At 35.2% G+C, this 21,690-nt stretch carries 18 protein-coding genes; 15 read left to right on the top strand and 3 right to left on the bottom strand.

The genetic code is table 11. The features are described from left to right. Nucleotides 1-41: 41 nt before the first annotated feature. The 8 genes from trpB (at nt 42) to ABYI63_RS02445 (ending at nt 10,714) form a co-directional block, all read left to right on the top strand. On the top strand, nt 42-1,223 hold the full coding sequence (trpB, locus tag ABYI63_RS02410) for a tryptophan synthase subunit beta (protein WP_372753051.1): 1,182 nt from the start codon (nt 42-44) through the stop codon (nt 1,221-1,223). A 77-nt stretch (nt 1,224-1,300) separates the two neighbouring features. Further along, nucleotides 1,301-2,062, top strand: coding sequence for a tryptophan synthase subunit alpha (trpA, locus tag ABYI63_RS02415; protein ID WP_372753053.1), 762 nt, complete (start codon nt 1,301-1,303; stop codon nt 2,060-2,062). Nucleotides 2,063-2,086: 24 nt separating this feature from the next. Further along, nucleotides 2,087-2,818 carry an SIMPL domain-containing protein gene (locus tag ABYI63_RS02420; RefSeq protein WP_372753055.1) on the top strand — a complete coding sequence of 244 codons (732 nt, stop codon included), beginning with the start codon at nt 2,087-2,089 and terminating at the stop codon, nt 2,816-2,818. A 91-nt stretch (nt 2,819-2,909) separates the two neighbouring features. Next, complete coding sequence (locus tag ABYI63_RS02425; RefSeq protein ID WP_372753057.1) at nt 2,910-4,031, top strand: T9SS type A sorting domain-containing protein; 1,122 nt, start codon at nt 2,910-2,912, stop codon at nt 4,029-4,031. A gap of 180 nt (nt 4,032-4,211) precedes the next feature. Continuing rightward, nucleotides 4,212-6,806, top strand: a complete 2,595-nt coding sequence (locus ABYI63_RS02430) for a chondroitinase-B domain-containing protein (protein ID WP_372753059.1) — start codon at nt 4,212-4,214, stop codon at nt 6,804-6,806. A gap of 373 nt (nt 6,807-7,179) precedes the next feature. Then, complete coding sequence (locus ABYI63_RS02435; protein WP_372753061.1) at nt 7,180-9,780, top strand: chondroitinase-B domain-containing protein; 2,601 nt, start codon at nt 7,180-7,182, stop codon at nt 9,778-9,780. A gap of 77 nt (nt 9,781-9,857) precedes the next feature. After that, nucleotides 9,858-10,310 (top strand): tRNA (cytidine(34)-2'-O)-methyltransferase, encoded by a 453-nt coding sequence (locus ABYI63_RS02440; protein ID WP_372753063.1) that lies wholly within the window; start codon nt 9,858-9,860, stop codon nt 10,308-10,310. Between the two features lie 89 nt (nt 10,311-10,399). Beyond that, nucleotides 10,400-10,714 carry an EF-hand domain-containing protein gene (locus tag ABYI63_RS02445; protein ID WP_372753065.1) on the top strand — a complete coding sequence of 105 codons (315 nt, stop codon included), beginning with the start codon at nt 10,400-10,402 and terminating at the stop codon, nt 10,712-10,714. Between the two features lie 41 nt (nt 10,715-10,755). On the opposite strand, the gene ABYI63_RS02450 is transcribed toward ABYI63_RS02445, so the two are convergent. From ABYI63_RS02450 to ABYI63_RS02460, 3 genes are all read right to left on the bottom strand, one after another. Then, a complete protein-coding gene (locus ABYI63_RS02450; RefSeq protein WP_372753067.1) occupies nt 10,756-10,992 on the bottom strand; it encodes a VF530 family DNA-binding protein in 237 nt (78 codons plus the stop codon). Nucleotides 10,993-11,080: 88 nt separating this feature from the next. Next, nucleotides 11,081-11,290, bottom strand: a complete 210-nt coding sequence (locus ABYI63_RS02455; protein WP_372753069.1) for a DUF6500 family protein — start codon at nt 11,288-11,290, stop codon at nt 11,081-11,083. Between the two features lie 5 nt (nt 11,291-11,295). After that, the gene (locus ABYI63_RS02460; RefSeq protein ID WP_372753071.1) at nt 11,296-12,591 is read right to left on the bottom strand and encodes a DEAD/DEAH box helicase; all 1,296 of its coding nucleotides are present in this window, start codon (nt 12,589-12,591) and stop codon (nt 11,296-11,298) included. A 403-nt stretch (nt 12,592-12,994) separates the two neighbouring features. Between ABYI63_RS02460 and ABYI63_RS02465 the strand changes: the two genes are divergently transcribed. The 7 genes from ABYI63_RS02465 (at nt 12,995) to ABYI63_RS02495 (ending at nt 21,566) form a co-directional block, all read left to right on the top strand. After that, entirely contained in the window at nt 12,995-13,933 is a 939-nt protein-coding gene (locus ABYI63_RS02465) for a YHYH protein (RefSeq protein ID WP_372753073.1), read from the top strand. Nucleotides 13,934-14,767: 834 nt separating this feature from the next. Further along, nucleotides 14,768-15,610, top strand: a complete 843-nt coding sequence (locus tag ABYI63_RS02470; RefSeq protein WP_372753075.1) for a hypothetical protein — start codon at nt 14,768-14,770, stop codon at nt 15,608-15,610. A gap of 360 nt (nt 15,611-15,970) precedes the next feature. Beyond that, nucleotides 15,971-16,492 carry a ubiquitin-like protein gene (locus ABYI63_RS02475; RefSeq protein WP_372753077.1) on the top strand — a complete coding sequence of 174 codons (522 nt, stop codon included), beginning with the start codon at nt 15,971-15,973 and terminating at the stop codon, nt 16,490-16,492. 278 nt (nt 16,493-16,770) lie between these two features. Next, nucleotides 16,771-17,943, top strand: coding sequence for an LETM1-related biofilm-associated protein (locus tag ABYI63_RS02480; protein ID WP_372753080.1), 1,173 nt, complete (start codon nt 16,771-16,773; stop codon nt 17,941-17,943). Between the two features lie 70 nt (nt 17,944-18,013). Next, complete coding sequence (lpxD, locus tag ABYI63_RS02485) at nt 18,014-19,012, top strand: UDP-3-O-(3-hydroxymyristoyl)glucosamine N-acyltransferase (protein ID WP_372753082.1); 999 nt, start codon at nt 18,014-18,016, stop codon at nt 19,010-19,012. A gap of 221 nt (nt 19,013-19,233) precedes the next feature. Beyond that, the gene (locus ABYI63_RS02490) at nt 19,234-20,757 is read left to right on the top strand and encodes a GNAT family N-acetyltransferase (RefSeq protein ID WP_372753084.1); all 1,524 of its coding nucleotides are present in this window, start codon (nt 19,234-19,236) and stop codon (nt 20,755-20,757) included. Nucleotides 20,758-20,819: 62 nt separating this feature from the next. Then, nucleotides 20,820-21,566, top strand: coding sequence for an NYN domain-containing protein (locus tag ABYI63_RS02495; RefSeq protein WP_372753086.1), 747 nt, complete (start codon nt 20,820-20,822; stop codon nt 21,564-21,566). Nucleotides 21,567-21,690 lie beyond the last annotated feature (124 nt).

Raw genomic sequence — 21,690 nt, forward strand, 5'->3', positions numbered from 1 at the left:
TCAACTTAAAACTTTGAACTTTTCAACTTTAAACTTATAAGATGAATTACAACGTAAACGAAAAAGGTTATTATGGCGAATTTGGAGGTGCATACATCCCCGAAATGCTGTATCCGAACGTAGAAGCATTACGCCAGAATTATTTAAAAATAATGGCTGAACCCGACTTTAAAAAAGAGTTCGATCAGCTATTAAAAGATTATGTGGGGCGTCCTTCGCCACTCTATTTTGCTAAGCGTCTTTCAGAAAAATACAACACTAAAATTTATTTAAAACGCGAAGATCTAAATCACACCGGAGCGCATAAAATAAACAATACCATTGGTCAGATTTTAATGGCAAAACGTCTTGGGAAACACCGCATCATTGCCGAAACCGGTGCTGGACAGCATGGTGTTGCCACCGCTACAGTTTGTGCATTAATGGGATTGGAATGTATTGTATATATGGGAGAAATTGATATTGCGCGACAAGCACCAAACGTGGCGCGTATGAAAATGTTAGGCGCTACGGTTGTTCCTGCTTTATCCGGCAGTCGTACCTTAAAAGATGCTACGAACGAAGCCATTCGCGACTGGATTAACAATCCCGTAAACACCCATTACATTATTGGTTCGGCTATTGGCCCACACCCCTATCCGGACATGGTAACGCGTTTTCAGTCGGTTATTTCCGAAGAAATAAAATGGCAATTGAAAGAACACGAGAGTAAAGAAAATCCTGATTATGTCGTGGCTTGTATTGGTGGCGGTAGTAACGCCGCTGGAACGTATTACCACTTTTTACATGAACCAGACGTGAATATCATTGCCGTTGAAGCGGCAGGTTTGGGTGTGGATTCTGGTGAAAGCGCTGCTACCTCCGTGTTAGGTAAAGAAGGCATCATTCACGGTTGTAAAACCTTGTTAATGCAAACAGCTGACGGACAAATTACCGAGCCTTATTCCATTTCCGCTGGATTAGATTACCCTGGTGTTGGCCCCATGCACGCGCATTTAGCTAAAACAGGTCGCGCCGAATTTATGTCCATTACCGACGCCGATGCCATGAAAGCTGGTTTGGAATTATGCAAACTAGAAGGTATTATTCCAGCTATTGAAAGCTCGCATGCCTTGGCCATTTTCGAACATAAAACATTCAAACCAACCGATGTGGTGGTGGTGAGTTTATCGGGTCGTGGCGATAAAGATTTAAATACTTATATCGATTATTTTAAATTATAAACGTCATTCCGAACAACGTGAAGGAATCTCATTCTACAGATTGCTTCGTTCCTCGCAATGACGAAAACAATACAACTATGAATCGTATTCAAACTAAATTACAAGAAAACAAAAAGTTACTTTCAATATATTTCACGGCAGGGTATCCAAGCTTAAACGATACCGCCACCATCATTCAAAACCTTGAAAAAAGCGGTGTTGATATGATTGAAATTGGCTTGCCATTTAGCGATCCTTTAGCCGATGGTCCAACCATTCAAGCGAGTTCTACCCAAGCTTTAAAAAATGGTATGACAACCGAAGTGCTTTTCAATCAGATAAAAGACATTCGCAAAACGGTGTCCATTCCATTAATTATCATGGGGTATTTTAACCCGATGCTACAATATGGTGTGGAAGCATTCTGCAAAAAATGTGAAGAAATTGGTATTGATGGCTTAATCATTCCCGATTTACCTGTGGATGTTTATAACGACCAATACAAAGCAACCTTTGAAAAATACGGACTCATCAATGTGTTTTTAATTACACCACAAACCAGTGCAGAACGCATTAATTTTATAGATTCTATTTCAAACGGATTCATTTATATGGTAAGCAGTGCTAGTGTTACGGGTTCTCAATCTGGTTTTGGAGACGAGCAAACGCAATATTTTAAACGTATCGCCGATATGAAATTAAAAAATCCGCAAGTAATAGGTTTCGGTATTTCAGACAGTACAACATTTAATCAGGCTACACAGTATGCTAAAGGCGCCATTATTGGAAGTGCTTTTATAAAATTTCTATCAAATAATTCGGTTAGTGATATTAGTAAATTCATTACATTTATTCGATAAATTAACATGTAACAACTTGTTTCTATGAAGAATAACACAAATGCGATTGTTTTCGCAATAGCCATTATTGTAGCAGCATTCATTTTAGGTAATGCGGTTATTAATAGAAACAAAAAAGAAGGTACCATTTCGGTAACAGGGTTGGGTCAAACCAATTTCACATCCGATTTAATTGTTTGGGAAGCCAAATTTTCGCAGGTCAATAGCGATTTAAAACAAGCCTATTCCGACTTAAAAAAAGACAAGGAAACTATTTCAGAATATCTAAAATCTAAAGGTTTGAGTGACGATGTGATTGTTTTTAACGCCGTAGCAACTAATAAAGAGTTTAAACAAAATTACACCAATGACGGGAAGTATTTGGGTCAGGAATTTATTGGTTATACGTTAAGTCAAACGGTTCAAATAAATTCTAAAGACGTTGAAAAGGTTGAAAAAATTTCGAGAGAAGTTACGGAGCTTTTAAATAAAGGCATTCAACTATACTCTTTAGCACCCAGATATTACTACACGAAGCTGGAAGATTTAAAAATTGAAATGGTGGCACAAGCTACTGATAATGCCCATGTGCGCGCTAAAAGTATTGCCGAAAATTCGGGAGCTCAACTAGGTGAATTATCATTGGCTCAAATGGGAATTTTTCAAATTACTGGGCAAAACTCCAACGAAGATTATTCGTGGGGTGGTGCCTATAATACCACTTCAAAAGAAAAAACAGCCTCTATAACTATGAAGCTTACCTATCAGGTAAAATAATTAATTAGGTCTTAACACAATTAAAATTAGGAAATTCATCTTTTAATTTAGTATTTTTGGTAAACCAATTTGGTAAACCAATAAGCTAAAGATGTTTAAACCACTCCATTATTTATGCATTTTACTTTGTTTACAAAGTCAATTTTCCAGATCTCAGGTTATATTACAAGCCGACGGGCCGGAAGGCATGGGCACTTATGAATTAATAAACTCCGTTTTAGCACCAGGCTATGATGCTATTGAAGTTCCGGACTGTAATCACGGAACGTTCAATAACGGCGCATCAACATACCCAAATAGACACATCGATGAAATTTTCGATGCCACTTTAAATACGCATGTGTTTCGTTTCCACATTCACGTAAGTCCAGATAATGACAGATGCAATGGGGCTACCGATCGTCAACGAAACGAAATCAAAACCTATGACAAATCCCCAGAAAATTTAAAAGGGATTGAAGGCGAAACGGTTGTATATAAATGGAAATTTAAGTTGCCTTTAGGTTTTCAGCCGTCATCAAAATTCACTCACATTCACCAGTTAAAAAGTGTGAATGATGCATATGATAGCATGCCGATGTACACGTTTACTCTGTATTCATCATCTGGAGGTATTTTTACCGTACGTTATGCAGAAGCTGGTTCTCAACAAACGGTGGCCTCTGTCCCACTTTCCAGTTTATTAGGTCATTGGGTTGATGTTACTGAAACAATAACCTATAGTAATCCAGGTGCTTATTCTTTAGTTATTAATAAAGTAAGCGATGGTTCAAATCTTTTAACATACGCTAATACCAATAATAATTGGAGACATGTTGTACCCTCTGGTGGCTCTATAAATGATATATACATCCGTCCAAAATGGGGCATTTACAGAAGCCTGGACTTCGCTGCCGATTTGCGAGATGAGGACGTTTTGTTTGCAGATTTCAGTATTGAAGAAAATCCTACCTTATCAATAAACCAATCAAAAAAAAACAAAAATAAAATAAGCATCTTTCCCAATCCCACAAACCACACGTTTCATATTAATGAAACCATACCCCATAGTTTTAACCAAATTAATATTCTCGACAATTTAGGCAGGCATATTAGTTCACAAACCTTAACTTCCAATACCCTGGATGTTTCCAATTTAAAAAAAGGACTATACTACGTTGAATTTAAGAAAGATACAACCACCGTTAGCATCAAAAAATTTATTATAAATTAAATTTCTGATCCGCTAACAATCAGATTTTAGTCTATTTTTTTCGTTAATTTATCGAAAACCTACATTAAAACGCACATAACTTGTGTTAATTTTCGATTAAGGAGTTGTTTTATTTTACATATTTCCTATATTTGGTTTACCAATTTGGTTTACCAAATTAAAAACTAAACTATATATCTAATGAAATTAAAAACTACTCAAAATTGGCGAGCCTTGTTTCGGGGTCGCAACTTTAAAACATGCATTTTCACATTAATAGTTTTTTGTCACTATAATGTGTTTTCCCAAACCACGCATTACATTTCCAATCCGAATCAGCTAACCGCGGTTTTTTCTTCCACACTTGCGCCAGGAGACACCGTTATTTTTGCAGATGGAACTTATTCAAACTCAGCCACCATGCGATTTAATGGTGTGGGTACTGCCAGCAATCCAATCACCCTAAAAGCAGCAACGCCTGGTGGGGTTAAGTTTACAGGAGGTCAAACCTTAAAAATTGGTGGTGATTATTGTATTATAGATGGATTTCATTGGAAAGGCGGTAATGGCGCTAGTAATTTTATTGAATTTAGAGATAGCTCCAACTATGCTTACAACAGTGTCTTGCAAAATTGTGTGGTTGATGGTTTACAAGTTAGTGGTGGTACCCCTACATTTGATGGCACAAAATATACAAGTGTAAAACATAATTGGGTGGTATTGTACGGCACAAACAACACCGTAATTAATTGTTCTTTCATGAATAAAACAAGTTCAGGAAATATGATATTAGCCGAATATCAATTCAATGCATCACCTGATGGAACGGGCACACCAAATACCCGTTGTGAAAACGTTGGACATATTATAAGTAATAATTACTTCTATAATTACGCAAAAATAAACTCAGATTGGACTAATTCTGGAGATAGTGAAGCCATACGTATTGGAACCAGCGAGTATCAAAATGTAAACAGTAATGTTACGGTTCAGAATAATTATTTTGTTCAGGCTGATGGCGAAAATGAAATCATCACCAATAAAAGCAAAGGAAACAGTTATATTAATAATACCTTTAGAAGATGTAGAGGTTCTTTAGTACTTCGGCATGGTTCTCACACCACGGTTAATGGAAATTACTTTTTAGGTGAAAATATTGAAGGTACTGGTGGTATTAGAATTGTTGATAGTTACCAAACAATTACTAACAATTACATACAAGATTGTGTAAATGTATTAGACCAAGCACAATGGAATAACGGCATCACATTTTTAGGTGGAAGTGCAACTAATGCCTATGCATGTTCCGTTTCTTCTGGTCTTGGTAATGGATATCAAAAAGTTACAGACCTTAACCTAAGCAACAATACCATTGTAAATACAAATTCACCTTTGTATTACAACGTAGCTCAAGGAACAACCGACCCTACAGGAATTGTAAGTAACAATTTAATTTACTTTACTAATGGTAACCAAAATATAACACCTGTGATTAATGCTGATTATTCCGGTCTGGGCACGGCATTAACTTATAGTGGAAATGTTTATGCAGGAACCACCTTAGGTGCTACCAACCCCAACTTTTCTGAGCAGGCAGGCATTACCGCTACTGCTTCTGGAGAAATTTTCACGTTTAGTGGTGCCACAGGTAAAGGGGCCGATATGGGCGCTTACCTACCTATTACAGACGACATGGTTGGGCATACCATCGGTGCTTGTTTTGTAAATAATTTAGGTGTAAACATTACGGATGGTGATTGTAATATTGTAATACCCCAGTCGTTAATTGTGGGCAGTTTATCAACCCTATCAGATGCTGCAGGAAGTTATGATGTTTCGGTTACTGCGAATGTTAGTTGGACAGCAGTTTCTAACAATTCCTGGATTAGTATTACTCCTAATTCAGGTTCTGGCGATGCCACCGTTTCTGTTACCGTTACTGCCAATACAGATAGTATGGAACGAACAGGTAGCGTTACTTTTACACAAGACGCAGGTGGTGATGATATTGTAAGAACCTTAAATATTACACAAGCTGCGCCGCCGCCGCCAGACCCACGTGATGGCTTAAACTTAATTAATAAACTTGCCTCGGACGCTGCTGTAGCTTATTTTTCTAACCAAGAAGTTAACGGTACCAGTAAATTGAATTATGCTGTTAATAGTTTAGATAAAGATTTTGTTACGTATTGGGCTGGAGATCGTAGTCAAGATTCTAGCGGCAAAGCAATTATCATATATGACTTAAAAGGTGCATTTGACTTACAATTAGTTGATATTGCAACGTCCAATGGAAAAACTTATAATTTACAAATTTGGGTTTCTTCAAACGGAATAGCTGATGAAGATTTTACAAACCCATTTCCAGCCGGGGATATGTTAAGTAACTCGGACGCTACCTTCAAAGCTTTTGTACTTCCTGAGACTGCTGTAGGTACTAAATATGTAAAAATAATTGGTAACGGACAGCCTGCGGGTAGTAATTTCACCTCCATTCATGAAATAGAATTTTATGGGACTTCAAGTAGTCTTTCTGTAGACAATAATAACACGAGTTTGGTTAAAATATATCCAAACCCAGTGAAAGACCTGGTTACCCTTAAAAACATTAAAAACAATGTAGATTTAATTCAGGTTTTCGCTATTGACGGTAGAAAGGTTATGGAAAAAACTGTCAATTATAATGAACAAGAAGTTACATTGGATATGACACCTTTTGAAAATGGCGCTTACATTTTAAATATCACTAAGGGTACCCAATTTAAACAGTCTAAAATGATTATGGTTTCTCACTAAACTTTTCAGACAATAACCAATATTAAAAAGTCTTGCAAGAATTATTTCTTAGCAAGACTTTTTCTATTTATTACATCACTTGGCACGTTAGGGGTTATAAAGCTATGCGAAAGTTTTGTGCTTTAAATACACTTTTTGAGTATGTCAGTCTCTTCATAATTTAAATAAAATCATTCTAGTTTTTCAATAAAACATGGTTTTATAAAAGATATTGCTATTAGAAGTTCTCAATTTTGAATAGCTAAATTCTTGTAGTGTTTTTCATCATACGAAAATGCATTTTAACGATATTTTTTACAGGATGCTAATTATTTAATTATATTGGTAAACCAAATTGGATAACCAATATAATTAAACTAAACATAATAATAAGATGAAAAAAATCACCACATTTTTCCTATTACTATTTTCCGTTTCAGTAATAGGACAATCTACGTATTACATTAATGACCCCAAAGACTTAATGGACCAGACCTATGTTCCTGGAGATGAAATTATTTTAGCAAATGGCGTTTATTCTACCGATGGCCGAGTGAATTTTATTGGGAATGGTACTGCTGATAAGCCCATTGTTTTTAGAGCAGAAACACCGGGTGGTGTTAAATTTACAGGGGGTTTGCAAATGAGAATTGGTGGCGATTATGTAGTTGTTGATGGGTTTTATTGGCAAGGCGGTTACGGTTCTAGCAGTGTTGTAGAATTTAGATATGGAAATGATTTTGCCAATCATAGTACCATTCAAAATTGTGCAATGGACGGTTTAGGTATAGACCCGGCCGATATGGAAGTAGGTGTAAGTGAAAAACATAATTGGATTACCCTATATGGCACCTACAATACCGTTATAAACTGTTCCTTTATGAACAAACCTAGCTCTGGGAATATGGTACTTGTGGAACTCGCCTATAATGCATGGGCACCTCCCTATGAAAGTAGCGACCCCGCATATCGTACCATAAACACAAGCTGTAATATTGTAGGCCATACCATTAGCAACAATTATTTTTACAAATTTGAAAAGATTGATGCTGCATTAACGAACAGCGGAGATAGCGAAACAATCCGTATTGGAACTAGTTCTTACCAGAATATAGACAGTAGTTGCATTGTGAGTAATAACTATTTTGTAGAAGCTGATGGGGAAAATGAAATTATAACAAATAAAAGTAAAAACAATACCTATATAAATAACACGTTTAGAAGAAGCAGAGGCTCTTTAGTGCTTCGTCATGGCTCCTATGCCACGGTTGATGGTAATTACTTTTTGGGTGAAAATGTAGAAGGAACTGGTGGTATTAGGATTGTAGATAGCTACCATACGATTACAAACAATTACATTCAAGATTGTATAAATGTTAATGACCAAGCAAAATGGAATAATGGCATTACCTTTTTAGGTGGAAGCGCCAGTAATGATGTTTCTTGTACAGCAAGCAGCATGTCCAGCGATTATCAGAAAGTTGTTAATATCAACTTATCGAATAACACGATTGTAAACACGAATGCCCCTTTGTTTTACAACTTAGATAAAGGATCAACCGACCCAACAGGAACCGTTAGCAATAACCTAATTTATTTTGATGCGACTTATCCAGCCGCAAATTTAACGCCTGTTATTTCTGGAGACACCCCCTCTTCTTACACCGGTCTTGGCACGGCTTTGGTTTATAGCGGAAACGTTTATAGTGGCACCACCTTAGGTGCAACAAACACAGGTTTTGCTGAAGATACAGGAATTACCGCCATAGCTACTGGGGAGATTTACACCTTTAATGGAGCCACTGGTAAAGGAGCGGACATGGGTGCTTATACCCCTGCCACAGACGCTATGGTGGGCCATGAAATTGGTGCTTGTTTTCTAAATAACTTAGGAGTTAAAATAACAGATGGCGATTGCACAATCATAATCCCCGAATCTTTAATTGTTAGTAGCTTACCAGAACTCTCATATGAAGCAGGTAGTTATGATGTTGAAGTTAGTGCGAATGTGAGCTGGACAGCATCTACAAGCGACGCTTCTTGGATATCCTTTACACCTACTTCAGGTTCTGGTGATGCCACAGTTTCCATTTCGGTTACAGAAAACAATGGTACGGAAAATAGAACAGGTTCCGTAATATTTACACAAGTAGCAGGTGGTGATAACATTGTTAGAACCTTGAATATTACACAAGCTGCGCCACCGCCGCCAGACCCTCGTGATGGCTTAAACTTAATTAACAAAACAGCTACAGATGTGAGTGTGGTTTATGTTACTAATGAGGAAATAGACCCATCAAAATCTAAAAACAATTTAGCAATACATAGTTTAGATAAGAATCCTAATACCCAATGGGCTTCGGACGCGAGGTTAGATCCAAACGGCAGTGGCTATTCCATCATCATTTATGATTTAAAAGGTGCTTTTGATTTGGATTTAGTAGATATTGCAACAACCAACGGAAAAACCTATAATTTACAAATTTGGGTTTCCTCCAAAGTCCCAGAGTCGCCTGCCTCTTATCCAGATGCAGCCGATTTTACACTTGTATATCCGGAAAGTGGATTCTTTACGCTTAGCACTACCCCCGAAGTAAAGGTTCCGCACACTTTAATTCCGCCACCACCTGCCACCAGGTATGTAAAAATTGTTGGCGATGGACAGCCAGCTGGTTCCCGATTTACAACCATTCATGAAATAGAATTTTATGGCTCGGCAAACAGCCTTTCTATTGATGAAAAACAATTAAATAACAACGTAAAACTGTTCCCTAACCCTGTTAGTGACTTATTAACTTTAAGTGGCATAAAAACACAAGTTAAAAGCATTCAAATTTTCACATTGGATGGTAGAAAAGTTAGGGAAGAAACCGTAAAATCCTTAGATAATGAAATAAAAGTAGATACGTCTTCTTTTTCTAACGGGGCTTATATTTTAAATATTATTCAAAGTGATGCCTCTAAACAATCTAAAATATTTCTTGTTTCACATTAATTATAGTTGCTGTTGACTTTAAGTGTCATTTTATTTAAATACAGTATCTTTGTTTTTAAATAAAATGACACTTTTTTATGCCCTTTAACATTGTACTGATTGAACCCGAAATCCCTAATAACACAGGTAATATTGGGCGATTAACACTAGCCTCTGGTTCCATATTACATTTGGTAAAACCTTTTGGTTTCGAAATTAGTGACGCCCGATTAAAACGTGCTGGTCTGGATTATTGGAAACATGTTAACATCATTTACTATGAAAGTATTGATGATTTCTTCAGTAAAAACAAAGACCAAAAGATGGTATTTCTTTCTAGCCACGGAACCAAAAACCACTGGGACATTCCGTTTGAAGAAAATCTATTTTTTGTTTTTGGAAAGGAGTCTGTTGGCTTGCCTAAATACATCCTTGAAACTTACGCAAATCAACTGTACAAAATCCCTTTATATAGTGAACATATTAGAAGTTTAAACTTAGCCAACGCCGTAGGCATTGTTGTTTATGAAGGCCTTAAACATTTTAATTAATATTATAAACATGACATTAAACTTTTTTATAATTTCATAGTCTAAAGCACAATAACATTGTAATAAACAATTAATAAAAAAATAAGGACATGAAATTAACAACATTAAAATTAGGCGTATTAGCATTAGGTTTATTCGCTTTCTCACAAGGGAATGCACAAGACAAACAAAAACAGCAACCAGATCCAGAAAAAATGTTTGCTGCCTTAGATACCAATAAAGATGGTGCTATGTCGTTAGAAGAATTTAAAGCTCGAAAAACAAAAAAAGAAGTGGCTCCGGAGATTTTAGAAAAACGCTTTGCTAAGATGGATGCCGATGCTAATGGTTTGGTATTTTTAGAAGAATTTAAAACTGCCATGGCAAAAAGCGGAGGAAAAGGAAAAGGCGAGGGCAATAAATAAAGACTCGCAATAGCTATTAAGACCAACAAAAAAGGTTCAAGTTAATTACTTGAACCTTTTTTGTTGTTTTTCAGCATGTTTAAATACATGGCTTCCACTTTGGTTCGTGCCCAAGGTGTACGCCTTAAAAACTTCAAGCTGGATTTTACCGAGGGATTATCTATAAAACACTTAATTTTTATAGTATAGCCCATATATTCCCAGCCATAATGCGCCACCAAATCGTTAATGATTTGTTCTAGTTTTATACCGTGTAGTGGGTTATTTGGTTGTTCCATTATTTTGTCTGGTCGAGCGCAGTCGAGACCTCATTAAGTACATAATAATAAAACACCTCTCGACTGCGCTCGAGGGGACAAATCAAAATTATGCTACTAATTTTAAAATTTTTACAGCCTTCTCAAAATGGTCTAACTTATGTTCCTTAATCCACCAAGTAGCCGCTTCCATTAAAAGATCTGGATTGCTATTTTTATTTTCAAAAAACGCATAAAACGAAAGGCCAACGCCGTCTCCTTTGGCTGCTATCTTTTCAATACAGACTTTTATAATTTTTGCTTTTAAACTTGGTGTCATGTGTTTTAATTACGTCGGTCGTTTCTGCGTCGGTCTGTATTTCGTTTTGGGCGACGGCTACTATCGGTTTTTTGCGTATTCGTATTCGCCGCTTTCTCATTATTTCTAGAACGACCTCTACCACCACCCGTACGTTGTTGGCGTTTTTCTGGTTCGGTTGAAGCATTCGGATCTGGTTCAAAACCTTCTACAATTTCAACAGGAATTTTTATTCCTACTAATTTTTCAATATCTCTTAAAAAGGTTGTTTCATCAGCACTTACCAAAGAAATGGCTTCGCCGCTAGCCCCTGCTCTACCCGTTCTTCCAATTCGGTGTACATAATCTTCAGAAATATTTGGTAACTCAAAATTAATAACATGCGGTAATAACGGAATATCCAAACCACGTGCCGCAATATCAGTTGCTACCAATACACTTACGGCCCCATTTTTAAAACCTTCTAAAGCTTTAGTACGTGCACCTTGACTTTTATTTCCATGAATAGCTGCCGCCTTGATACCTGACTTTGCCATTTTTTCACAAAGTTTATTAGCGCCATGTTTAGTACGGGTAAAAACTAAGACTTGATGCCAGTTTCCGTCTGTAATTAATTTAATAATTAAATCGGTTTTTAAACCTTTGGCAACGCGATATACTTTTTGAGAAATAGCATCGACGGTTGTGTTTTCTGGGGCTGCTTCAACTTGCACCGGATGATTTAAAATACCATGTGCTAGCTTTTTTATATCTGGTGAAAAGGTTGCCGAAAACATTAAGTTTTGTCGCTTTTCAGGCATTAATTTAATAATACGTTCAATATCTCGCAAAAAACCCATATCCAACATACGGTCGGCCTCATCTAAAACCAAAATTTCTACACGTTTTAATGAAATATGGTTCTGATTGATTAAATCTATCAAACGTCCAGGGGTTGCTACTAAAACATCAATACCCTGACGCATGGTTGCTACTTGCGGGTTTTGATTAACCCCTCCAAAAATAACAGCACTACGCAAATTTAAAAACTCGCTATATTCTCTAACATTGGCATATACCTGTGCCGCAAGTTCGCGGGTTGGTGTTAAAATTAGGGCACGAATAGGCTTATATTTTTCTTTTGGATTTTCTGAAAGTATATGTAAAAGCGGCAATGTAAAGCCTGCTGTTTTTCCAGTTCCTGTTTGCGCACTAGCCAATACATCTTTCCCCTGTAATATGGGTGGAATGGCTTTTTGTTGAATGGGACTTGGGGTAGTGTATCCCTTTTTGCTAATTGCTTTTAGCAAGGCTTGGGATAAGCCTAAAGAATTAAATGACATATAATGTGTTTTGAGACCTTACGCTATACTTGCATATAGAACATCTCTTTAGTTAAGCCGCAAAGGTACTATTTATTTATTAAGTTTAATGTTTTGCTTATTTCCATGAATTATTTTAAACATAATTGACAAATTATTCAGAAAACTTTACAGCCACGCGAATATTCATTTTACCAATTAACACAAGCCATGCGTATTAATTGCCTAGTACAAAAGAGCTAATAACAGAAAAAAATGGACACTTGTACTCAAACCCAACAAAAAGGTTATTTAAGTTTTATTTATTACATTAGAGAATTAAATACACCTTAATTTTCCAAAAACTATTTTTTGGAATTTAGAACTTCTACTAAATCATTCAACTCTTATAGCTCGTAATTCCGAAGCACATAAATTAATTATTATGAAAAAATCTATCATTTTTCTTCTTATCATCATAAGCACTTACGCTTGTAAATCCAATTTAAAAGCAAGTGGAACTATAAAAACAGTAGCCGTTAACAAAGATTATTTTATTTCTGAAAATATTATTGGAGGGATAACTGAAGAACAAATAAATTTAAATGGGCTTGAAACCTTATGCTATGTTATAAAAACACATTCCCAGGCTACAGAACACCAAATGGGGCCTTGGTGCCCAAGACACTTAGATGATGGTATGGAGAAAGCAGGTATTTGGTTTGATAACGGTAACGTTTATGATGTTTCCGGACACTTTATTGCCAATCTCGACACGTTTTATAGTGATGATAAGTGGAAACTATACCGAGAAGACGGTTCTATAAAAGTTACCGAAACTTTAGAAGGCTGTCTAAGCGCTGCAAAACCAGAAGTTGAAGAAGCCTACCAAAATTATTGCGTAGAATGTTTACCGGAATTTTTTGAACACCAAGTAACTACCTTTGTGATACCTGTACACCCAATTTACCAAGACATACCTCAAAGACTGGGAAGAAATGGCCTTGGAGTAGCCTTAAATGGTGTGAAGTTTGACCCTCCTGCACCTATGCACGCCATATTAGCGGCACATACGATTGCACCTTTAGATGACCACGGCGGACATGTTAACCCTCATGGGGGTTATCATTACCATGCCGCTACAGGGGCTACCAAAGAAATTAAACAGGCAGACTTACACGCCCCACTTATCGGGTACGCCATGGATGGATTTGGTATTTATGCTTTTTTGGACACCGAGGGCAACAAACCGAAAGCGTTAGATGATTGTGGTGGACATTCCGACGACCTAAGAGGATATCACTATCATGCAGGCGAACCAGGGAGCAATCAAATTATCAAATGCTTCCGAGGCATATCGGGTTACGCAAAGGTTACAGAATAAACACCCCGCAGCATGGCGGTTATTTTTATAACTTTTAAATGCGGCATTGAAAGGTTGCAAATAAATTACAAATCCTTTCCCAATAATTTAAAACAGACAAACATGGAATTAGACTATGGCAAAATTTCCCTTTTAATAATCCCAGCGATTTTTTTAATTATTCTTTTTATTTTTTGGATACTAACTGCCAATCATCGCAAAAAAGAATATGGTAAGCATATGTGGAAACTTTGGGGCGCAAGAACGTTCTATTGGGAAGGGGCTATATACCTGAGTACGGGTATAACCATTTTAATACTTTTTATTTTAAAATGGCTACATCTTATTAGTTTTTAAAAGTGAACCTAGCTGTTTGAGCTGTTTACCATTTGATCTATAATATCTAAATAAAAGCTTAAAAAACAGACTCCTGCACTTTTGTCTTTCTTGGTTCTTTTAAGGCTTAACATCTTAATTGTGTATTATTAAACTGTATTTTACTGGTTATTATAGCATTTTTTATACTAATAAACTCTTAATTATTGTCGTTATGAAAATAATTAATAACTAAAAAAATGAGCCCTATTAGAGCAACCAAATAAACTATTTTAGTCCCAAGCATCATGAATCAATTTTTATACCCAATGCTTTAAAGATGAATTTAATCTCGATAAAGCCATGACAAATACAGCCCCCTCAAAAAAACCACATAAAACACCATTATTTTATTCAACAACATTAGATTATACTTACCTTTAGACTATAAAACACCTGATGCTGTATGCCAATTAACAGCGTAAAAATTAGTTTTAAACTGTGATCGTATTTCTGGACAGGACACTGTTGACAATAATAATGGAAAACAAAAGAACATTTTTAATTTTAGCATTTACACTTCCTTTTTTTACTTTTTCTCAGAATGCCTACTTGGACTTTGGTATTGATAAAAACCATGACACGATTTATGGCACGATTAGAAATTTTATTTCTAAAAGAGCTGTTCTTTATGAAAAAAATACCAACCCTGACGAAGACCGAATTAAGTTTCGTAGTCACAGATTACAGAAATTCAAAAAAATAAGATTTAATGATAAAATCTATGTTTATGTAGAGCCTCCAAAAACGGACGGAATTTACACAACAGAACGAAACAGAATCATTACGAAAGATAGCACTGCTATCACATTAGGAGATTTTATCAACATTGAAAAAAGGCTTCCTGATTATATTGTAACAAAATTGAACGACACCATTTACGGAGAAATTAAAGACCCTGCTCTTGGAAAACTGCACCTTTTAGATGCATCAAACACAAAAATTAATATCGATAAAGACAGTATAAAATCATACAGACTCAATAATGAAATTTATATTCATAAAGAAAAAAGAAAAGCCACTATTTTTGATAAAAATGGTGCTTATTTGAAATTAGTATTAGATGGAAAAGTTAGGTTACATGAATATGAACATCATAGTAAGTTTTTCAACTTTCAAACAAACCAATATGAAGGTCGATCAATAACTTATTTTTATATCGAGAAAGGACAAGAAATCTTATTATTAGGCGAATTTTTACATAAGAAAAAATTAGCAGAATTATTCTCTGAAAATCAAAACTTAGTCTCTAAAATTTTAAATGAAGAATATATAATCGACAATATGTATCTGATTGTAAAGTACTTCAATGAAAATGAATAACTATTACCGATACCGCTAACATTTCACATATTCCTAGTTTCAAAATACAGAGGGACTGTTAGTAACATAATCCAAAAGAAAATCATTGTTTTGAAAATACAATGATTATATACAACAACATTAGTTTATACTTACCTTTACACTATAAAACACCTGATGCTGTATACCAATTAACAGCTTAAAAAATTAGTTTTAACCTGTAGCCATATTTCACGAAACTATTGTTTTAAAATGGCTAATTCTTATAACTTTTTAGAAACATAATACTACTTTTTATTAAAGTAGTATTTGCTAAATTTGACCACTATATGGATAAAAATTATCCGACATTAATTAACATAAACAAATAACAACAAACACATGAAACAAATTTACCTAGTAACCTTATTCATTTTATTATCATTAAATGCCTTAGCAATGCAAATTTTTGTTAAAACTCCAGCCGGAAAAACCATAGCGTTAGAAGTTGAAGCAAATGACACTATTGAAAATATAAAAGCAAAAATTCAAGATAAAGAAGGCATTCCACCTTACCAACAAATATTAACGTTTGAAGACAAGCTGCTTGAAGATGGGAGAACGCTAGCCGATTATAACATACAAAAAGAAAGCACACTTCAACTAACTATCTCTACGCTTAATGTTTTAGATTTAGAACACCAAAAAAAGGAATTGAATTTCTACCCGAATCCTGCAATCAACCATATAACTGTTTCTGGCTTAACAAAAGATGAGCATTACAGCATTTATAATATGAATGGTACCAAAACCAACCAAGGAAAAATTACTAATGGTGAAACTATTGATGTAAAAAACTTAAACAGTGGCCTGTATTTCTTAAAATTTGATGATGGCAACACATTAAAAATCATAAAAGAATAAACATCATAAGGCATTTTTACCCTACCCTCAAAACAATTAAAAAAAGCGCTTGGTTATATGCCAATAAACCCAAGCGCTTTTCAAAAAAAAACCAAAAAATCCAATAATTACTTTAAAAATTTTTCATGTCTTTGAGATTTAATTATTAGTAATTATTTAACACACACCCTTACTTAGCAAAAAACATAAGGCACACTTTTGTTAAAATTTTGTCAATGAAAATAGTTGTGCATTATTAAGCTAAAACATTACATTTGTATGATATAAATCATTGTATTATGAACCCATCAGCTAATGGCTGGATAAAAAAGCTACTTAAAGAAGTGGCCAAAAACAACTCTTATTTAAACGTTGAAAGCGAAACATTTTACAACGCTTTAAGAGATTGTGGGTTTATTTATGGAAGTAATTTTGATGTTGTTTGTAATGTTATTGTTAATAAAGACTTTACAGACGAAGAACTATCAAAAACAAATTTGTGTTTAGCTTTATTGTATACACATACTAACACTGAAAACAACATCCCTTTTATAGACAGTGTTATTAACTTTTACACTGAAATAAACGAACTTAAAACCTCGTTTTTTAATGATTTATTATCTGGCAAAAAATCGAGCGAACAACTTGAAAACATTTTACACAAGCGCATTCAAATAGATGATAATTTTATTACAAAAACCTTCAATTATTTTATAATAAACGTACTCTTATATATTGATGTTTTAGCGTATCAGGAATATTTAGTCAATAAAAAAATCTCAATTGATTACATAAAAAACTTAGAATCTGCCATTGAAACTATTTCAATAGGTGCATTAAACTCTAAAGCCTCTAAAAACCAATATGACTATAGTTTAATTAAACTTTTTGAATCTTCATTACGCTACCATGATAGCACCCCTATTGCATATGAGGAAGCAATTAAATTTTTAAAAACTGATTTAGAAAAGTATTATGTAATGGATATTGCATGCATGGCAACCTGGAGCGATAAGACCATTGATGATAAAGAACAATTGTTTTTAATTAAATTAAGTAACGATTTAAATATGGACACCATACATATTAGTCAGTCCATAAAAACAATTAACACCTTTTACAGCTTACACCGCAACCAAATCGCCTTATTAAACTCCAATAATATGGCCAGGAGTTTTTATAACAACTCAAGTAAAATGGTGAAAAAGCTAATAATAAGAAATAGCAAGCGCCTTTACCAAGAGTTAAAAGACAGCAAAGAGCTAATGGTTTTATTAACCAAATCCACCCAACGAGATTTAACGCCAATGGAACAAAAGAAGGTACAAGAGCAGTTATTAGATATTTTTAAATCCATTCCGAGTTTAGCTATCTTTTTATTACCTGGAGGCGCCATTTTATTGCCTCTGGTTATAAAATTTATCCCTAAGCTACTACCTTCTGCTTTTGATGATAACAGAATTGAAGAATAAAAATTCTTAGTCTCCTTTTTTTGATTAAATTTACGACTACTTCATATTAACCCATAAACCCAACAAAATTTTGAAGACATCGTACTCTATTGAGGAAATTAACAGCCATTTAAACGGCGAGTTGATAGGAACTACCACACAAAGCATTGAAGGTCCTGAACAATTACAAAACGCCAAAAGCAATCATATTTCTTTTATAGGAAGCCAAAAATATTTAAAATATTGGGCTGATTCCAAAGCCTGCGCTGTAATAGTAAACGATACATTAAAAATTGAACCCGCAGAAAATCGTGCCATCATTAAGGTGAAAAATGCCGATTTAGCCATGGCTAAGGTCCTGGAATTATTCAATCCGCCTGCACCTGTTTTTGAAACCGACATACACCCAACAGCCGTTATTCATGACACTGCAAACATTGGTTCGGGCTGTAAAATTGGGCCTAACTGTTATGTTGGTAAAGATGTTCAATTAGGCAATAATGTTATTTTATATCCAAACGTTTGTGTGTTTGATGAAACCACTATTGGAGATAACACTGTTATTTGGTCTGGAACTGTTATTCGTGAACGGTGCATTATTGGAAACAATTGTATATTCCACACCAATGTAAGTATCGGAGCCGATGGTTTTGGATACAGACCAAGTGATGATGGTCGAGGACTCGTAAAAATACCTCAAATAGGAAACGTTATAATTGGGCATTATGTTGAAATTGGCGCCAATTCGTGTGTAGATCGTGCTAAATTTAGCGCTACCATAATTGGTGATGGCTGTAAAATTGACAACCTAGTACAAATAGCCCACAACAGTGTTTTAGGACGCTCCTGTATTATGGCTGGGCATAGCGGACTTGCCGGTTCGGTAACTTTAGGTGATGGCGTTATCATTGGAGGCAGTGCATCTATAAAAGACCATACAACCATTCATTCTGGTGCTACTGTTGGTGCTGGTTCGGGAGTTGTTGGCGACGTTGCTGCTGGAAAAACCGTTTTAGGTTATCCTGCGCAAGATGCCAGAGATATGCTAAAACAATGGGTAGCCATACGTCAGTTCATGAAAAAACAATAAAAACAAACTAGAAGTTAACTAATTAGAAAATTAACAATCTATTAGAAGCAAAATAGACTTTACTTTTTCGTTGTTTATTGTTACTTTTCAAAAGTAAAATGAATTGTCTTAGGGATTATTCGTAAATTTCTAATTAAAAATTGAAATCGTGAAGACTTCACATATGTAATGCCACTTGTGGTAACGCCCTAATTAAAAAAATAAAAGAAAATAATTTACACATGATACGTAACATTGAAAATATTGAATTACAATTTTTAACACTTGAAGATTACCCAGCGTTAAAAGAAGTGATGATTGAAGCTTATGAAACCATGCCAGGTTCGTACTGGAGAGAAAGCCAGATTAAAACATTAGTTGAAAAATTTCCAGAAGGCCAAGTCATTATTAAAGTTAATGGTGAATTGGCTGGTTGTGCGTTATCAATTATTTTAGACTATAACCAATTTGACGATCATCATACATACAGAGATATTACAGGAAATTTTTCATTCAATACCCACAACGACCGTGGTGATGTTTTATATGGTATTGATGTGTTTATAAAAAAAGAATACCGGGGCTTACGATTAGGAAGACGGCTATACGATTACCGAAAAGAACTGGCTGAACGCGCTAACCTAAGAGGTATTGCCTTTGGTGGACGCATACCAAACTACCACAAATTTTCGCATGAGTTATCGCCAAAAGAATACATTGATAAAGTTAAACGTAAAGAAATTCACGACCCAGTTTTAAATTTTCAAATATCCAACGACTTTCACCCTTCAAAAATTCTAAAAGGCTATTTGGAAGGAGACAAAGCTTCAAACGAATTTGCAGTGTTATTGGAATGGGATAATATCTATTACGAAAAGAAAAGTAACAAAGCAATTACTAAGAAAAAAGTAATTCGCCTTGGCTTAATTCAATGGCAAATGCGTTTGTATAAAGATATGGAAGAATTGATGCAGCAAGCAGAATTTTTTATTGATTCCGTGTCGGCATACCGTTCAGACTTTGCCTTGTTTCCAGAGTTTTTTAACGCGCCTTTAATGGCAGATCATAACCACATGCCCGAAAGTCAGGCCATACGAGAATTGGCAGCACACACTCCAACTATTGTACAAAAATTTTCGGAGTTTGCTATTTCATACAACATTAACATCATTACAGGAAGTATGCCTGAATTAAGAGGCGATTTATTATACAATGTTGGTTATTTATGCAAGCGTGATGGTACCACGGAACGTTATGAGAAACTACATATTACACCCGATGAAGCTAAAGTTTGGGGTATGCAGGGCGGTAACGAATTAAGAACTTTTGATACCGATTGCGGAAAAATAGGCATCTTAATTTGCTACGATGCCGAATTCCCAGAATTAAGCAGAATCCTAGCTGATGAAGGTATGGATATTCTATTTGTACCATTCTTAACCGATACGCAAAACGGCTATTCTAGAGTGCGTCATTGCGCCCAAGCCCGCGCCATTGAAAACGAGTGCTATGTTGCCATTGCCGGTAGTGTGGGCAATTTACCAAAGGTGCATAACATGGATATTCAATTTGCGCAATCTATGGTATTTACCCCTTGCGATTTTGCATTTCCTGCAAATGGTATTAAAGCCGAAGCTACCACTAATACTGAAATGATTTTAATTGCCGATGTGGATATTGATATGCTTCGCGAACTAAATCAATTTGGTAGCGTAAGAAATCTAAGAGACAGACGTAAAGACTTATTTCAACTGAAGAAAAAATAATTAGAATCTGATTAGTATTTGACTACCTAAATAAACACCTCTAAAAAAATCACTAAAAACCAATGCAAAATAAATTCAATATTGCTGTACTAATAGATGGCGACAATGCGCAGCCAAAATTAATAAAAGAAATAATTGAAGAAGTTTCCAAATACGGTAAAGCAACGATTAGGCGTATTTATGGCGATTGGACTTCGCAACAAATGAATAGTTGGAAGGCCATAATAAATCAGCACTCCATAAGTCCAATACAAAAGTTTTCATATACCACAGGAAAAAACTCCACGGATGGTTCGCTTATTATCGATGCCATGGATATTCTGCACGGAAAAAACACCGAAGGATTTTGTATTGTTTCCAGTGATAGTGATTACACGGGACTTGCCAAACGCATTAGAGAGGAAGGCTTATTTGTAATGGGCATTGGTGAGAAAAAAACCCCTGAAGCCTTTGTAAAATCGTGTGAAGTTTTCACGTTTACCGAGAATCTAAAAAAAGAAGACAAGGAAGAAAAACCACAAAAATCGCAAAAACAAACAACACCAAAGGTTAAAGAAGTTGCTGCGAAAGTAAGCCTGTCAAAAGAAGATTTACAAACTATTGATAAAGCTTTCGATATTTCTACCAATGAAGAAGACAAAGCACACATATCTACTTTAGGCTTAAACATTAGAAAAATTGACCCAAGCTTTGACCCCAGAAGTTACGGTTTTAAAAACTTAACCCAACTTTTTGAACATATCGATAAATTTGAAGTTATTAAAAATGAAGTTGGTGGTTTAAATCATCCGTTGTTGAAAATAAAATAAGGTGATTTCTAGCACAATTAGAGCGAATCCTCCAAATAACTTTTAAATTTAACGGGATAGCAATACCATAAGTCATAAGCTCCTGTACCCGAAAAAGTGATTAAACTTTGTGATTTATTTAATA

This window comes from Mariniflexile sp. (assembly GCF_041583155.1).
GTDB lineage: Bacteria > Bacteroidota > Bacteroidia > Flavobacteriales > Flavobacteriaceae > Mariniflexile.

What these genes read in the sequence shown, in the direction of transcription:
- trpB (WP_372753051.1), top strand. Translation starts at nt 42, where the DNA reads ATGAATTACAACGTAAACGAAAAAGGTTATTATGGCGAATTTGGAGGT.
- trpA (WP_372753053.1), top strand. Translation starts at nt 1,301, where the DNA reads ATGAATCGTATTCAAACTAAATTACAAGAAAACAAAAAGTTACTTTCA.
- ABYI63_RS02420 (WP_372753055.1), top strand. Translation starts at nt 2,087, where the DNA reads ATGAAGAATAACACAAATGCGATTGTTTTCGCAATAGCCATTATTGTA.
- ABYI63_RS02425 (WP_372753057.1), top strand. Translation starts at nt 2,910, where the DNA reads ATGTTTAAACCACTCCATTATTTATGCATTTTACTTTGTTTACAAAGT.
- ABYI63_RS02430 (WP_372753059.1), top strand. Translation starts at nt 4,212, where the DNA reads ATGAAATTAAAAACTACTCAAAATTGGCGAGCCTTGTTTCGGGGTCGC.
- ABYI63_RS02435 (WP_372753061.1), top strand. Translation starts at nt 7,180, where the DNA reads ATGAAAAAAATCACCACATTTTTCCTATTACTATTTTCCGTTTCAGTA.
- ABYI63_RS02440 (WP_372753063.1), top strand. Translation starts at nt 9,858, where the DNA reads ATGCCCTTTAACATTGTACTGATTGAACCCGAAATCCCTAATAACACA.
- ABYI63_RS02445 (WP_372753065.1), top strand. Translation starts at nt 10,400, where the DNA reads ATGAAATTAACAACATTAAAATTAGGCGTATTAGCATTAGGTTTATTC.
- ABYI63_RS02450 (WP_372753067.1), bottom strand. Translation starts at nt 10,992, where the DNA reads ATGGAACAACCAAATAACCCACTACACGGTATAAAACTAGAACAAATC.
- ABYI63_RS02455 (WP_372753069.1), bottom strand. Translation starts at nt 11,290, where the DNA reads ATGACACCAAGTTTAAAAGCAAAAATTATAAAAGTCTGTATTGAAAAG.
- ABYI63_RS02460 (WP_372753071.1), bottom strand. Translation starts at nt 12,591, where the DNA reads ATGTCATTTAATTCTTTAGGCTTATCCCAAGCCTTGCTAAAAGCAATT.
- ABYI63_RS02465 (WP_372753073.1), top strand. Translation starts at nt 12,995, where the DNA reads ATGAAAAAATCTATCATTTTTCTTCTTATCATCATAAGCACTTACGCT.
- ABYI63_RS02470 (WP_372753075.1), top strand. Translation starts at nt 14,768, where the DNA reads ATGGAAAACAAAAGAACATTTTTAATTTTAGCATTTACACTTCCTTTT.
- ABYI63_RS02475 (WP_372753077.1), top strand. Translation starts at nt 15,971, where the DNA reads ATGAAACAAATTTACCTAGTAACCTTATTCATTTTATTATCATTAAAT.
- ABYI63_RS02480 (WP_372753080.1), top strand. Translation starts at nt 16,771, where the DNA reads ATGAACCCATCAGCTAATGGCTGGATAAAAAAGCTACTTAAAGAAGTG.
- ABYI63_RS02490 (WP_372753084.1), top strand. Translation starts at nt 19,234, where the DNA reads ATGATACGTAACATTGAAAATATTGAATTACAATTTTTAACACTTGAA.
- ABYI63_RS02495 (WP_372753086.1), top strand. Translation starts at nt 20,820, where the DNA reads ATGCAAAATAAATTCAATATTGCTGTACTAATAGATGGCGACAATGCG.